We start from the raw sequence: 14,137 nt of genomic DNA on the forward strand, positions 1-14,137 counted from the left end.
TCAGCTGCGTTGGAAGGCGACGTGGCCAGCAACGATGGTGGTGCGGACCTGGCCGGCCAGGTTGTAGCCGACGAAAGGCGTGTGCTTGCCCTGGCTGGCCAGCGCCGAAGCTTCCACCGTCCAGCGTGCTTCAGCATCGAACAGGCAGACATCGGCCGTAGCGCCGACCGACAAGGTGCCCGCGTCCAGCCCGGCCACGCGGGCCGCGTCGGACGTGATGCGGGCCAGCGCGCGCGCCAGCGGACGCACGGCGCCCGTGTCCTGGGTGGCGGCGTAGTCGTCGGCCCATTTCAGCGCCAGCGACAGCAGCAGTTCCAGGCCGGTGGCGCCCGGCGAGGCTTCGCCGAACGGCAGCAGCTTCTCGTCGTCGTCGACCGGCGTGTGGTCCGAGCACAGCGCATCGACCGTGCCGTCCAGCAGGCCGAAGCGGATCGCATCGCGGTCGCGCTGGCTGCGGAACGGCGGCGTCACGCGCGCGTTCGAATCGAAGAAGCCGATGTCGGCGTCGGTCAGGTGGATGTGGTGGGCGCCGACGTCGCAGGTGACGGGCAAGCCTTCCTTCTTGGCGTTGCGCACCAGCTCCAGGCCGGCCGCCGACGACATGCGGCACAGGTGCACGCGGGCTCCGGTCGAGCGCATCAGTTCGAAGATGGTGTGCAGCGCGATGGTTTCCGACATCACCGGCACGCCGGACAGGCCCAGGCGCGAAGCCAGCGGGCCGCTGGCCGCGATGCCGCCACGGCCGATGTGCGCGTCCTGCGGACGCAGCCATACGGTGTAGTTGAAGGTCTTGGCGTACTGCATGGCGCGCAGCAGCACATTGGTGTCTTCGATCGGCTCTTCCGCCTGCGCGAAGCCGATGCAGCCGGCTTCGGTCAGCTCGGCCATCTCGGTCAGCGCCAGGCCCTTGAGGCCGACGGTCAGCGCGCCCAGCGGGTGCACGTGCGCCTGGTTCAGCGTCTTGGCGCGGTACTTGAGCATCTCCACCAGGCCCGGTTCGTCCAGCACCGGATCGGTGTCCGGCGGGCAGATCAGGCTGGTGACGCCGCCTTGCATGGCGGCCTGCATTTCCGATTCCAGCGTGGCCTTGTATTCATAGCCCGGCTCGCGCAGGCGCGCGGACAGGTCGACGAAGCCGGGCGAGACGATCAGGCCGGTCGCGTCGATGGTCTGGTCGGCCGCGAAGCCCGCAGGCGCCGCGCCCACCGCCAGCACTTTGCCGTCGGCGATGTAGAGGTCGTTCTTGCCGTCGATGCCGTTGGCCGGATCGATCAGGTGGCCGTTTTTAATGTGTAGTTTCATGCCTGCGTTCATCCCTGCGTCCCCGCCACTATGCTCATCACTGCCATGCGTACTGCAATCCCGAAAGTCACCTGCGGCAGTATCACCGCCTGCGGGCCGTCCGCCACCGCCGAGTCGATCTCGACGCCGCGGTTCATCGGGCCCGGGTGCATGACGATCGCGTCCGGCTTGGCCAGCGCCAGGCGTTCCGGCGTCAGGCCGTAGCTCTTGAAGTATTCCTGCGCCGACGGCAGCAGCGCGCCGCTCATGCGCTCGTTCTGCAGGCGCAGCATGATGATGACGTCGACGCCCTTCAAGCCCTCTTCCATATTGGTGAAGGTGCGCACGCCCATCTGCTCCAGGCCGCCAGGCAGCAGCGTGTGCGGACCGATGGCGCGCACTTCCGGCACGCCCAGCGTGGTCAATGCGTGGATGTCGGAACGGGCCACGCGGCTGTGCAGGATGTCGCCGACAATCGCCACCGTCAGGTTGGTGAAGTCCTTCTTGTAGTGGCGGATGGTGTACATGTCCAGCAGGCCTTGCGTCGGGTGCGCGTGGCGGCCGTCGCCGGCGTTGACCACGTGCACGTGCGACTGCTTGGTGTCGTGCAGGTGCTTGGCGATCAGGTAAGGCGCGCCCGACTGCGCGTGGCGCACCACGAACATGTCGGCGTGCATGGCCGACAGGTTGTCGATGGTGTCGAGCAGCGACTCGCCCTTGCTGGCGGACGAAGCCTGGATGTTCAGGTTGATCACGTCGGCCGACAGGCGCTTCGAGGCGATCTCGAAGGTGGTGCGGGTGCGCGTGGAGTTCTCGAAGAACAGGTTGAACACCGACTTGCCGCGCATCAGCGGGACTTTCTTGACGTCGCGGTCGGAGATGCCGACGAACGACGAGGCGGTGTCCAGGATGTGGTTGACGATGGACTTAGGCAGTCCCTCGATCGACAGCAAGTGCTGAAGCTCGCCGTGTTTGTTCAGTTGCGGATTAAGCATGGTTTTATTCTATGGTTAGCGTAAATTTTCCATCGTCGGCGCGCTTGAGCACCAGCGCCTGTCCCGGCGGCACCTGCACATGGGCGGCGACGAAATCGGCAGCCACCGGCAGCTGGCGCTCGCCACGGTCGACCAGCGCGGCCAGCATGATGCGCGCCGGGCGGCCGTAGTCGAACAGCTCGTTGATCGCGGCGCGGGTGGTGCGGCCGGTGTACAGCACGTCGTCCACCAGCAGCAGGTTGGCGGCCGCCACTTCGAAACCGATGCTGGTCGGCTTGACATCGGCAGGCAAGCCCTTCTTGGCGTAATCGTCGCGGTAGAAGGACACGTCCAGCACGCCGCAGCGGGCGGACAGGCCGAGGTCGGCCGCGAGGCGTTCGGCGATCCAGGCGCCGCCGGAGTGGATGCCGACGATGGCGACATCGGCCACGCCGGCCAGGCCGGCTTTGACGTCGGCCAGCAAGGTCGCGTACAGCGCTTCGGCGTCGAGTTGGTTGGGGTTCAGTGTGGACATGGGATTCAGTGGGTGTCGAAATATTGTTGCAGGATGATGGCGGCCGCGCGGTCGTCGATGACCTCGCCGCGCTTGGCCGAGATCACGGCCGACGAATAGCGCTCATCGACCAGCTCCACCGGCAGGCTGAAGCGGCCGTGCAATTGATTGGCGAACTTGCGCGCGCGCGCCGTCATCTCGTGTTCGGCGCCGTCCGGATGCATGGGCAGGCCGACCACCAGCCGGGCCGGCTTCCATTCGTCCAACAGGGCCTGGATGTCGGCAAAGCGGGTGGCGTTGTCGATGGCGCTGATGACTTTGACAGGCTCGGCCTGGCGGATCATCGTATTGCCCATGGCCACACCGATGCGTTTGACGCCGAAATCGAAAGCGAAGATGGTCTCGATGGTCATTTAGGCGTGGCCCGCCTCGGAGGTCAGCATCAGCGGGTCGATGCCGAGCAGGCGCATGGCGGCCGTGTAGCGGTCTTCGATGGGCAGCTTGAACAGGATGTCGGGATCGGCGCCGACGGTCAGCCAGCCGTTGCGGCTGATCTCGTCCTCCAGCTGGCCAGGGCTCCAGCCCGAGTAGCCGATCGACACCAGCATGCGCTGCGGGCCGTCGCCGGCGGCCACGGCCTCCAGCACGTCGATCGAAGTGGTGAAGGCCACGTCCTTGGTGACGGTCAGCGACGACGAATAGCGCTGGCCCGGCGTGTGCAGCACGAAGCCGCGGTCGTCCTGCACCGGGCCGCCGAACATGATGGGGGCGTCGACGTCGACGCCGGCTTCCAGCTTGAGGTCGATGCGCTCGAACAACACCTCCATCGTCATGTCGGTCGGCTTGTTGATGACCACGCCCAGCACGCCGTTCTCGTTGTGCTCGCACACGTACACCACGGTGCCGCCGAAAATCGGATCTTGCATGGAAGGCATTGCAATCAGGAAATGATTTGCCAGGTTGAGCGTCGTGGCCGTGCCGCTGCCGGTGGCTTCCAGGGGATCGCCGGTTTCCTGCAGCAGGCCGGGTACAGGGAGAGTTTTGCCGATTTTGCTTTTCTTCATATGCGTGTTCTTTCTGTGCTGCTGACAATTACTGTAGTATTCGCGCGGCTAGCAACTCTGTCTAAGCGATAGTTTACACTGAATTGCGGATGCGGCCATGTTTGCGTTCCCCCACGAGATTGACACAGACTCAATGAAACTGAATTCCTCCCTGGTCTGGCTGCGCCGCGATTTGCGGGTTTTCGACCATGTCGCCCTGAACCAGGCGCTGCAAAACAGCGCCCGCGTGTATTGCGTTTTCGTCTACGACACCACCATCCTGGACAGCCTGCCAAGGCGCGACCGGCGGGTCGACTTCATCCATGCCAGCATCGCCGAAGTGTCGGCGGAATTGCAACAGCTGGGCGGCCACCTGATCGTCAAACACGCCGACGCGGCCGCCGCGATCCCGGCGCTGGCCGCCGAACTGGGCGTGGACGCCGTGTTCTGCAACCACGACTATGAACCGCAGGCCATCGCCCGCGACGCCGCAGTGGAGCGCGCGCTGCGCGCCGACGGCCGCCAGTTCTTCAGCTACAAAGACCAGGTGATCTTCGAAAAAAGCGAAGTGCTGTCGCAGACCGGCGGCGTGTTCTCGGTGTTCACGCCGTACAAGAACGCCTGGCTGAAGAAGCTGGACGCCGATCCGTCGGTGCTGGCGCCCTACCATATCGAACCGCACGCCGCGCGGCTGGCGCCGCCGCCTGCCAACGCCCCGGCACTGCCGACGCTGGACGAGCTCGGCTTCGAGCCCAGCAACCTGGCCGAACTGAAGATCCCGACCGGCATGTCCGGCGCGGCCCAGTTGTTCGAAGATTTCCTGCCGCGCATCGCCGGCTACAAGGACGCCCGCGACTATCCGGCCGTGAAGGGGCCGTCCTACCTGTCGATGCACTTCCGTTTCGGCACGCTGTCGGTGCGGCACCTGGTGCGCACGGTGGTGGACCTGATGGCGCGCGGCGCCGGCGGCGAAGGCGTGCCGGTGTGGCTGGCGGAATTGATCTGGCGCGAGTTCTACGCCATGATCCTGTACCACAACCCGCACGTGGTGGGCGGCGCCTACAAGCCCGCCTACGACGCCATCCAGTGGGAGACCGGACCGGAAGCCGACGAACTGTACGCCGCCTGGTGCGAAGGCCGCACCGGCTACCCGCTGGTCGACGCCGCCATGGCCCAGCTCAACCAGACCGGCTATATGCACAACCGCCTGCGCATGGTGACGGCCTGCTTCCTGATCAAGGACCTGGGCATAGACTGGCGCCGCGGCGAGGACTACTTCGCGCTGCACCTGAACGACTTCGACCTGGCGTCCAACAACGGCGGCTGGCAGTGGGCCTCGTCGTCCGGCTGCGACGCCCAGCCCTACTTCCGCATCTTCAACCCGGTCACGCAATCGGAAAAGTTCGACAGCAAGGGCAAGTTCATCCGCCGCTACCTGCCGCAGCTGAAAGATTTGACCGACAAGGAAATCCACGCCCCATGGCTGGCGCCGCGCATGCTGCCACTCGACTACCCCGAGCCGCTGGTCATGCACGACGAAGCGCGCAAGCGCACGCTGGAACGCTACGCGGTGGTGAAAAAGACGGACTGAAGTATTTGTGAGCGATTTGTGGGACGCTCGAAACGACACTGGGAATACCGGGACTGCCGCAAGCAGGCCCGACGTCACCATTCCCAATGTCCACAGGAGTTCCCATGTTGCAAGCACCAACCGCCCCAACCCCGCTGCTTGGTTCCGTCGTCTGCACGCCCGCCGTGGCCGCCATCGGCGACAGCATCTGCGTCGAAGTGAAGGCGCCCAACGGCCAGTCCTACGATAACAACGAAAGCGGCAACATCTGCATCAACGGCGTGCCCGGTTCCAAACAGTACCTGGTGTGGAACCGCGCCGGCAAGAAGAGCATCACCGTCACCGCCGGCAAGCGCGGCGCCATCGAGAAGCTCAAGGCCGAAGTCCAGATCAACGCCCCCGCCGACGGCAAGCAGCCGCCGGTGCTGACGGTGCGCGCCGCCCCGCACAACCCCACCGCGATGATACTGACGGTGCAGAACGCGCCCGAACGCCGCACCCAGGGCACGCCGCGCCCGCGCATCGAGATCAAGCCGCGCACGCCAGCCGTACCCATCGGCCCTATCCTGCCGCGCAAGACGGCGATGAGCGCGCAGACCATCGCCGCGCATGACGCCGCCAGCCATCCCATCCTGGTGAGCACCGCGCCGCCGCGCGCCGCCACCAATGCCGGCGGCGGCGCCACCGCAGCCGTCTACAACTGGCAGCTGGGCGCGGTCGCGCTGGGCAGCAGCCATCCCACGCTGCAGCACGACTTCTCCGCCCAGCTCAATCCCAACCGGCCGCACACGGTGTTCCACGTGCAGGTGACGGTGCAGCAGCCGGGCGACGCGCCGCGCGTGATCCAGCGCAGCGTCAGCGTGGCCAATCCCTACTTCCTGGCCCGCCAGCGCGGCGTGCTGCAACCGCCGGTGGAAAGCAGCGACTTCAGCGCGCTGTTCGCCGACGGCAGCTACCGCGCCAGCTTCATCGTGCGCAATCCGGAAGCGGTCAACGTGGCGCTGGCCAGCATGCAGCTGGAGCTGGCCTACGAAGACGGCCCGCGCGAATTCGAACTGCGCCCAGCCACCGCCTGCAACTTCGTGCTGAAGGCGCAGGCCACCACCCGTATCGACGTCGCCATCCCGAAAGCGCAAGTGCCGCAGCAGGCCATCGCCTTCAGCGTGCACTACAAGGGCACGGCGCCGAACGGCCTGCCGGTGCGCGTCAGCGCCCACTTCGACCTGCCCCAGCACATGGGCAAGAAGCTGCTGGTCAACGCCGCCGCGCAAACCCTGCTGGACAACCTGGCCAGCAACCAGCTGGTCGCCAACCCCGCCTCGATCACGATGGAGGAAGTGTCGCACCTGGGCCGCTACGGCATGCTGCCGGCGCATGCGCTGACGGCGATGGACATGCACGTGGCGCCGCCGTTCGCGGTGGAAGGCCAGGAATGCGATCCATGGAACCTGCCGGACCACATCCCCGACGGCATGTTCTGCATGCCGACTCAGGAAAAACGCTGGATGCAGATGCCGCCGCGCTTCATGAACGCCAAGAAGGGCGACTTGATACTCAATCCCAGCAACGGCAGCCTGATCTCCGCCGTGCTGCAGACGGTGACGCCGCCGCAGCGCTATTCGCACTCCGGCATCATGACCCGCAACCGCGACGAGATCACCCACTCCACCGCGTCGGAAGACCGCCTAGTCGAATTCATCGGCGGCGACGGCGCCCGCCCCGACGTGCTCAAATACCTGTGGCCGGGCGTGGTGACGCAGACCGTCGAACACGCGGTCGACGGCGAGGACATGGTCGATCCCGAGACCGGCAAGAAGCATTCGATCGCCGGCTTCGCCACCATCGAATCGAAACTCGACCTGGGCGGCGTGGCGCCGGAGATCGTGCCGGCCATGGTGGTCAAGCCCGATCCGCTGAAGGAAACGCTGGAGATCCGCCAGACGCTGCACGGCATCGCAGATTTCGCCGCCCAGCAGGCCGGCAAGAGCCACTACCGCTTCTACTGCTACACCAAGCCCGCCATCGGCCTGACCGACAAGGCGCCGGCCAGCGCCAAGTGGGCCGCCAACACCTTCCCCACCGTGTGCTCGTCGCTGCTGTGGATGTCGATCAAACAGTCCGGCGTGCCGATGGAAGGCGGCATGCTGGAACAAAGCGACCTGGCCGCCGGCGCGCAGATCGTGCCGTCGACGCCGGACGGCTTGTACGTCTACCAGTCCGACGAGCGCATCGCCGCCGGCGAGATCCTGTACTCGAAGATCCACGAGATGGTGCTGGAGAGCGCCGGCTGGCTGGGCAACGCGCTGACCGACGCCGCCGACGATACCGCCAACCAGATGCTCAACGCCTTCGCCTCCGACTGGTGCGAGACCGACGCCAAGGACTCCGACGCCTGGCGCCAGACCGGCGACGCCAACGCCGTCAGCCCCGCCAACCTGTGCTTCTTCGACGCCCCGCTGTACGGCTACGCGGAACCGCTGATCTACCGGCCGGCGCGCTTCGAGGAAGTGACCATCTACAAATGGAAGAAGGTGGCGCAGACCGGCACGCTGCACGGCGTGGTGCATTCCGAGGGGAAGCCTGCGGCCGGCGTCAGCGTGCAGATTTCGCAGAACCAGTTCACCCACACCGCCGCCGACGGCAGCTTCACGCTGAGCGGCGTGCCGGTGGGCAGCGTGCTGGTGACGGCGGACAAGCAGGCGTGGCATGGCGAGGCGTCGGTGACGGTGGTGGCCAACAAGACCGCCGACGTGACGGTGGACTTGAAACCGCCGCCGCACTGGTTCCGCCGCGTGACCATCGACGGCTGGATGGCGACCACCGATTATGAATTCGCCGCCGCGGCCTATCCGCACAGCGTGGGCGACTTCTACAACATCGCCCAACTGGGGCCGTCGTCCAGCACCCACGTGGTCAAGGTGTTCGACCAGGTGGCCGACGACGCGATGGGTCGCCTGATCCTGACGCTGGACCTGCTGGCCAACGACGTCATCCAGGTCAAGGCCACGCTGCGCTGCTACGGCGAAGGCTATGCCGACGGCGACAACTACCAGGAAGGCCATCTGGCGCCGTTCACCATCGGCCCGAACAAGGGCGGCACGTGGTGGATGTTTGTCGACGGCGACAACTACGCCGAAGCGCACTTCACGCTGACTAACAAGGTCGATCCGGTCTAAGGCTGTACACGAGGGGCGGCGCAGCACGGCCGCCCCTTGCAGCACGATAGTTGTCGAAATAAAAGATTTGTTCTTTTTATAATCAGACTTAAACTAGTGGTTCCGCGCAGTCCGCTTCAAGGAACCGCATCATGGCATCCCTCGCCAAAACTTCCCGTCCCGTCGCCCGCCTGATCGGCCGCCACAACGCCGTGCAGACCGTGCTCGACTCCCCCGCCACGCTGACCTGGATTTCGGCGCCCGCCGGCTCCGGCAAGACCAGCCTGGGACTGGAGTTCTGCCAGGCGGCCGGCCCCACTGTGGCCTGGCTGCGGCTGGACGAGGCGGACATCGACCCGGCCAGCTTCCTGCTCTACTTCGAACAAGCCATCGTCAACGGCGGCGTGGCGCCGGGCTGGCAACCGCCGCCACTGCTGCGCGAACACCTGCCCGCACTGCAAGGCTATCTGCGGCTGTATGCGCGCTCGCTGGGCGCGGCGCTGGCACCGGCCAGCTGCATCGTCATGGACGACGCCCACCGCTGCCAGGACGCGCCCTTCTTCCGCCAGTTCCTCGAAACGCTGGCGACCGAACTGCCGCCGGCCAGCAAGGTCGTGGTGCTGAGCCGCGCACTGCCGCCGGCCGCCTGCGCGCGCCTGCTGGCGCACGGCGACATGCATGAACTGGACAGCGCGGCGCTGGCCTTCACCCGCGACGAAACCGAAATCCTGCTCAATGTGCTGGGCATAGGCCACGCCGAAACCGTGGCCGACAGCGTCTACACTTTCACGCGCGGCTGGGCGGCCGGCATCGCGCTGGTGGCCTCGTGGCTCAAGCGCCGCCCCGGCGCCGCGCTGGCGGCGGAGGATGTGCTGTCGGAAGCGATGGTCGGCTACCTGGCAGAAGAAGTGTTCAGCGCCTACACCGACGAGGAACGCGCCACGCTGCTGGCCGTATGCTGGCTGCCGCACTTCAGCGGAGCATGGGCGGCCGCGCTGTCCGGCGCACCGCATGCGGCGGACATCGTCGCCCGGCTGGCCGCGCAGGGTGCGCTGATCTACGAATACCCCGGCCGCCAGTACGCGCTGCATCCGCTGTTCCAGGGCTTCCTGCGCAAATGGGCCGCCACCCGCATCGACGGCGCGCAGCGCAGCGCATGGATCGCCGGCTGCATCGAAACCCTGCTGGCCGACGGCAGCGGCGACGCCGCCATCAAGCTGGCACTGGAGCATGGCATGCCCGAACGCGCGGCCGGCCTGATCGAAGAGCGCGCCGAAGCCATGCTGGCCAGCGCCCGCCACACCACGCTGGCGCGCTGGATCGACGCCCTGCCCGAAGCGCAGCGCAGCCCGTGGCACCACTACTGGCTGGGGATGGCCGTGTTCCTGAGCGACACCGCGCGCGCCCGCGCCGCCCTGCTCAAGGCGCTGCAGGCGTTCACGGAACGGCAGCAGCCCATGCACCGCTTCCTGGCGCTGGGCGCCATCATCAGTTCCTACTTCTTCGACGGCGCCGCCGAGCAGCCGCTGCGCGCCTTCCTGCACCAGCATGTGGACCCCACGGCGGACTACGACCGCCTGCCCGATCCCGGCCAGAAGGCGCACCTGACGCACGCCGTCTGGAGCGGCTTGTTCATGACCGACCCGGCCCACCAGGACATGGACCTGTGGGAGCAGCGCGCGCTGGACGTGGTGCGCCAGTCGTCCGATCCCACGCTGAAGGTGCGGCTGGGCGCCATGCTGGGCCAGCACTACTACCAGTCCGGCCGCTACGCCGCGGTGCGCACGGTGCGCGTGCTGCTGGACGCGCTGCCCGAAGCGGCCTCACTGCCGCCGTATGCGCGCTACCTGTCGCACCTGGTGCAGATGTACGACGCGCTGGCCTGCATGGACCACGCCCGCTGCGACGCCGTCTTCGCCGCCTGCCGCGCCAGTTCGGAAAGCAGCGGCATCCGCATCATGGACGCCCACTACGTGCTGCTCTACGCGGCCGCCTGCCTGCTGCGCGGAGAGCTCGACAAGGCTGCCGCAGCCACCACCGAAGTGGCGGCGCAAACGCCGCCCCGGCATCACAACCTGGTGGCGCATCTCCAGCTGACGCAGACCTGGCTGGCCAGCTGCCAGGGCGACGGCCACGGCGCGCTGGAACACGCGCGGCTCGCGCACGAAGCGGCGCTGCGTTTCGGCAGCGTGCCGTACGAGATCTACGCGCAGACGGCCAGCTGCGTCGCCTACACGCTGCTGGACCGCGAACGCTGCGCCGCCGAAACCGCCGTGCTGCGCCAGCACGCGGCCGACTACAACTCGCCGCTGGCGGAGACCTGGGCCGACCTGCTGGAGGTATGGCTCGTCATCACCGGCGCAGACGGCCAGGCGCAGCCGCTGCAGCAACTGCAACGCGCGCAACCGGTGCAGCTGCTGCTGGCGCACGACAAGCTGCGGCGCGCGCTGAACCACATCGCATCGCAAGGCGGCGGCTACCTGACCTTCGCCACGCCGCGCATCCTGCAACCGCTGTGCGCCCACGCGCTGGCCGCCGGCATCATTCCCGGCGCGGCCAATATGCTGATACGCGCCTGGCGCCTGGCGCCGCCGGACGATGCCGGCGACAACTGGCCATGGCCGGTGCAAATACGAACCTTCGGCGGCTTCGAGCTGCGCATCGCCGGCGAGCCGCTGCGCTCGCAGGGCAAGTCCAAGCACCGCCAGCTCGACATCCTGAAACTGATCGTCGCGCATGCGCCCCACAGCATCTCGCTGGACCGCGCCGCCGAACTGCTGTGGCCCGACGCCGACGGCGACACCGCGCGCCATGCGCTGGAGACCACGCTGTCCCGGCTGCGCGCAACGGTGGGCGCCGGCTGCATCCTGCTGGAACAAGGCGCGCTGTCATTGGCGCCGCAGCAGTGCTGGAGCGACACGGCGGCGCTGGAGCGGCTGCTGCCACGCCTGCAAACGCTGACGCAGAAATGGGCCGACGCCGGCATCGACGCCGCGCCGTCGCACGAGGCCACGCTGCTGACGGCCGCCACGCAGGTGCTGTCGCTGTATCGGGGGGAACTGCTGCATGGGGAAGGCGCACCGTGGCTGATGGCGCGGCGCGAACTATGGCGCGGCAAGCTGGCGCGCGCATTGGGCGATGCTGGGCGACAGCTGGCGCATGCCGGCCGCACCACCGCCGCCGCGCAGCTGCTGGAACGGGCGCTCGAAGCGGACCCGTATTGCAAGACGCTCAGCGCGGACCTGATGCGCCTCCATCTGGACGACGCGCGATTCGAAGAGGGATTGTCGGTGTATCGGCGCTATCAACGCATGGCGTTGAGCGCCCTGGGCGCACCGGTGGCGCCGGAGATCGAAGCGCTGGCGCAACAGCTGATGGCCGTTGCGGCAGGCGCCGCGCAGTCCAGCCCCGCCCATTATGGAGGCAAGGCCGGACCGACGCGAACTACATGATGTACTTCAGATGCTCGGCCGGGATGCTCATGGCCTTGGCCAGTTCCGGATTGGCGCGTATCTGTTCGGCTACGCCTTCCATCACTGGCACCTCGTGCACGTCGGCGCGTATGGTACGAGCCTCCGCCGCGCCGCCCTCGGTGCGACGGCCTACCTTCTGCATGTCCGGCGACAGGCGCAGCACCACGCCGCCTTTATCGCGGGTAGCGTTGAGCAGCGTGCCGTTATGGTCGTTATGCACATTCAGGCCCGTGTAGCCAGCCTCGCGCAGCAGCGCGGAGATGTCCTCGACCAGTTTTTGATCCTTATCCATGTTCATTTTCCTTTTAAGCTAAGAGCAGGCCAAGCGACGCGTCGCTGCTGGCGTTTTGTACGAAGGGGCCGGCAGTCTTGGTGCCGTTGCCGGGCAAGAAATACGGCTTGGAGAATTTGACGTTGGCGATCGCCGACGTCAGTTGCGGCAGCAGATCCTGCACCTGCTTGCGCACGGCCGGCATGGCGGCCTTCAGCGCATCGGAAGCGGGACCGGCGCAGAACGGCGCACCGCCGTCGAACGAGAACCAGCTGCCGTCGACCGTCACGTGCAGATGCTTCTGGCCGTCGAGGAACATGAACAGGAACACCGAGATGGTGCCGTCGATGTCGCTGCAGAACCACGGGGTTTCGATATGGAAGTCGAAATTGACCTTGGCCAGCATGTCGAAAGGTTTGTGCGCGGCGGGCGACTGGGCGAAGTATGGAACGCTAATCCACGGCATGGCTTGCACGCGGATGCCGCTGGTGAGCGAGGCGCCGGCGGCGATCAGCTGCTTGGCGACCATGCCGACGTTGGCGTTGGTGTTAATCAGCTTGCCGAGATCGACCAGGTTCTCGCCGTTGGGACGGTGGACGGTGAACACGCCGCTGCCTGGAGCCGATTCGGAGAACGGCTGGTCTGCCGCGCTGACAGTATTCTGGCCGACAAAGACGCCGTTGAAGAACCCCTGTATGAATGAGTAAGTGCTAGTGACTGACATGATGCTTTCTTCCTGTAGAGATGTAGCGCCATCGATGGAATATCGTTGACCGCTGGAAGAACGTTAATCTTGTCGTACCCACAAATGACTTGCAAATGCCCAGTGCAAGCTCGCGCCGTGCGTCGCGCAAGCGGAGGTAGACTGTGTGCTCGTCCAACAAAGGAGGTTGAAGATGAAAAAGAACACGCTCTGCCTGTGGTACGACGATGACGCGGAAGAAGCCGCCCACTTCTACGCCCGCACTTTTCCCGACAGCGCGGTCGGCGCCGTGCACCGCGCACCGTCCGATTTCCCGGGCGGGAAAGCAGATACTGTTTTGACAGTCGAGTTCACCGTCTGCGGCATCCCGTGCATCGGCCTCAACGGCGGCAAGGCCTTCAAGCACAGCGAAGCCTTCTCGTTCCAGATCGCCACCGACAATCAGGAAGAAACCGACCGCTACTGGAACGCCATCGTCGGCAACGGCGGCACGGAGAGCGCTTGCGGGTGGTGCAAGGATAAATGGGGTCTGTCGTGGCAGATCACGCCACGTGTGCTGACCGACGCCATGGCAAAAGGCGGCGACGTCGCCAAGCGAGCATTCGCGGCGATGATGGAGATGGGGAAGATCGACGTCGCCAAGATCGAGGCAGCGGTGCGCGGCTAAATCGGTACCGCAGGTGTTGTATCACTGTACTTGCGATCCGTTCCAACACACGAATGTAGCCAGCGGCAATAATCGACCTCTTGAAAAGGAGTCTACGATGAAAAGAACTATTGCCCTGGCCTCGTTTATGCTACTCGCGCCTTGTGTGGTGCAAGCTGCCGATCCCGAGCTATTTCACCTGGCCGTCGCGGACGTGCCGGTTGAAAACGGCAAGGTACTCAATATCGAGTTCCAGGAAGTCGCGCGCGAGGCAGAGACATCCATCGTTCAGGTGACGCGGCGCTCCGGCGGATCGGTGTCGTCGTCCATGTTCATCCTGCGCGGCATGTGCGGGCTGGCGCGTGCGCGAGGCAAGAAAAATTTCGTCCCCGAGCAGGTCGTGGGAGACACCAATCGCTTCACCGTGACCTTCCCCGACACACCACCCGATCCCGAATCCCGCAAAGGCTTCACGATGGCCCAGTGTGATCTGATGCGGTACTGATA

Annotated in this window: 12 protein-coding genes; 5 read left to right on the plus strand and 7 right to left on the minus strand. The window is 66.0% G+C overall.

Going from position 1 to position 14,137, the window contains the following annotated elements; translation table 11 throughout:
* The 5 genes from GEV01_RS17605 to GEV01_RS17625 are packed head-to-tail and all read right to left on the minus strand — an operon-like array spanning position 1 to position 3,833.
* Positions 1–1,302, minus strand: a complete 1,302-nt coding sequence (locus GEV01_RS17605) for a dihydroorotase (protein WP_152806737.1) — start codon at positions 1,300–1,302, stop codon at positions 1–3.
* Positions 1,303–1,310: 8 nt separating this feature from the next.
* Complete coding sequence (locus tag GEV01_RS17610; protein WP_008452016.1) at positions 1,311–2,276, minus strand: aspartate carbamoyltransferase catalytic subunit; 966 nt, start codon at positions 2,274–2,276, stop codon at positions 1,311–1,313.
* Between the two features lie 4 nt (positions 2,277–2,280).
* Positions 2,281–2,790, minus strand: coding sequence for a bifunctional pyr operon transcriptional regulator/uracil phosphoribosyltransferase PyrR (pyrR, locus tag GEV01_RS17615; RefSeq protein WP_152806739.1), 510 nt, complete (start codon positions 2,788–2,790; stop codon positions 2,281–2,283).
* A 5-nt stretch (positions 2,791–2,795) separates the two neighbouring features.
* Entirely contained in the window at positions 2,796–3,182 is a 387-nt protein-coding gene (gene ruvX / locus GEV01_RS17620) for a Holliday junction resolvase RuvX (protein ID WP_116991599.1), read from the minus strand.
* On the minus strand, positions 3,183–3,833 hold the full coding sequence (locus GEV01_RS17625) for a YqgE/AlgH family protein (RefSeq protein ID WP_008452020.1): 651 nt from the start codon (positions 3,831–3,833) through the stop codon (positions 3,183–3,185). It lies immediately after the preceding gene.
* A 133-nt stretch (positions 3,834–3,966) separates the two neighbouring features.
* Here GEV01_RS17625 and GEV01_RS17630 point away from each other — a divergent pair, with 133 nt between their 5' ends.
* From GEV01_RS17630 to GEV01_RS17640, 3 genes are all read left to right on the plus strand, one after another.
* Complete coding sequence (locus tag GEV01_RS17630) at positions 3,967–5,403, plus strand: cryptochrome/photolyase family protein (RefSeq protein WP_152806742.1); 1,437 nt, start codon at positions 3,967–3,969, stop codon at positions 5,401–5,403.
* 104 nt (positions 5,404–5,507) lie between these two features.
* Positions 5,508–8,558, plus strand: coding sequence for a carboxypeptidase-like regulatory domain-containing protein (locus tag GEV01_RS31335; protein ID WP_152806744.1), 3,051 nt, complete (start codon positions 5,508–5,510; stop codon positions 8,556–8,558).
* A 131-nt stretch (positions 8,559–8,689) separates the two neighbouring features.
* Positions 8,690–11,989, plus strand: coding sequence for a BTAD domain-containing putative transcriptional regulator (locus GEV01_RS17640; protein ID WP_152806746.1), 3,300 nt, complete (start codon positions 8,690–8,692; stop codon positions 11,987–11,989).
* Here the strand turns inward: GEV01_RS17640 and GEV01_RS17645 are convergent.
* Together GEV01_RS17645 and GEV01_RS17650 are read right to left on the minus strand one after the other, a co-directional pair.
* A complete protein-coding gene (locus GEV01_RS17645) occupies positions 11,982–12,302 on the minus strand; it encodes a hypothetical protein (RefSeq protein ID WP_152806748.1) in 321 nt (106 codons plus the stop codon). The two genes, GEV01_RS17640 and GEV01_RS17645, sit on opposite strands and share 8 nt — an antisense overlap.
* A gap of 13 nt (positions 12,303–12,315) precedes the next feature.
* Entirely contained in the window at positions 12,316–13,005 is a 690-nt protein-coding gene (locus GEV01_RS17650) for a hypothetical protein (protein ID WP_152806750.1), read from the minus strand.
* A gap of 172 nt (positions 13,006–13,177) precedes the next feature.
* Here GEV01_RS17650 and GEV01_RS17655 point away from each other — a divergent pair, with 172 nt between their 5' ends.
* Both GEV01_RS17655 and GEV01_RS17660 read left to right on the plus strand, forming a co-directional pair.
* Positions 13,178–13,651, plus strand: coding sequence for a VOC family protein (locus GEV01_RS17655; RefSeq protein ID WP_152806751.1), 474 nt, complete (start codon positions 13,178–13,180; stop codon positions 13,649–13,651).
* 97 nt (positions 13,652–13,748) lie between these two features.
* A complete protein-coding gene (locus GEV01_RS17660) occupies positions 13,749–14,135 on the plus strand; it encodes a hypothetical protein (RefSeq protein WP_152806752.1) in 387 nt (128 codons plus the stop codon).
* Positions 14,136–14,137: the final 2 nt, after the last annotated feature.

This window comes from Rugamonas rivuli (assembly GCF_009380165.1).
Taxonomy (GTDB): domain Bacteria; phylum Pseudomonadota; class Gammaproteobacteria; order Burkholderiales; family Burkholderiaceae_D; genus Rugamonas; species Rugamonas rivuli.

What these genes read in the sequence shown, in the direction of transcription:
- GEV01_RS17650 (WP_152806750.1), bottom strand. Translation starts at nt 13,005, where the DNA reads ATGTCAGTCACTAGCACTTACTCATTCATACAGGGGTTCTTCAACGGC.
- GEV01_RS17645 (WP_152806748.1), bottom strand. Translation starts at nt 12,302, where the DNA reads ATGGATAAGGATCAAAAACTGGTCGAGGACATCTCCGCGCTGCTGCGC.
- GEV01_RS17655 (WP_152806751.1), top strand. Translation starts at nt 13,178, where the DNA reads ATGAAAAAGAACACGCTCTGCCTGTGGTACGACGATGACGCGGAAGAA.
- pyrR (WP_152806739.1), bottom strand. Translation starts at nt 2,790, where the DNA reads ATGTCCACACTGAACCCCAACCAACTCGACGCCGAAGCGCTGTACGCG.
- GEV01_RS31335 (WP_152806744.1), top strand. Translation starts at nt 5,508, where the DNA reads ATGTTGCAAGCACCAACCGCCCCAACCCCGCTGCTTGGTTCCGTCGTC.
- GEV01_RS17610 (WP_008452016.1), bottom strand. Translation starts at nt 2,276, where the DNA reads ATGCTTAATCCGCAACTGAACAAACACGGCGAGCTTCAGCACTTGCTG.
- GEV01_RS17640 (WP_152806746.1), top strand. Translation starts at nt 8,690, where the DNA reads ATGGCATCCCTCGCCAAAACTTCCCGTCCCGTCGCCCGCCTGATCGGC.
- GEV01_RS17625 (WP_008452020.1), bottom strand. Translation starts at nt 3,833, where the DNA reads ATGAAGAAAAGCAAAATCGGCAAAACTCTCCCTGTACCCGGCCTGCTG.
- GEV01_RS17660 (WP_152806752.1), top strand. Translation starts at nt 13,749, where the DNA reads ATGAAAAGAACTATTGCCCTGGCCTCGTTTATGCTACTCGCGCCTTGT.
- ruvX (WP_116991599.1), bottom strand. Translation starts at nt 3,182, where the DNA reads ATGACCATCGAGACCATCTTCGCTTTCGATTTCGGCGTCAAACGCATC.
- GEV01_RS17605 (WP_152806737.1), bottom strand. Translation starts at nt 1,302, where the DNA reads ATGAAACTACACATTAAAAACGGCCACCTGATCGATCCGGCCAACGGC.
- GEV01_RS17630 (WP_152806742.1), top strand. Translation starts at nt 3,967, where the DNA reads ATGAAACTGAATTCCTCCCTGGTCTGGCTGCGCCGCGATTTGCGGGTT.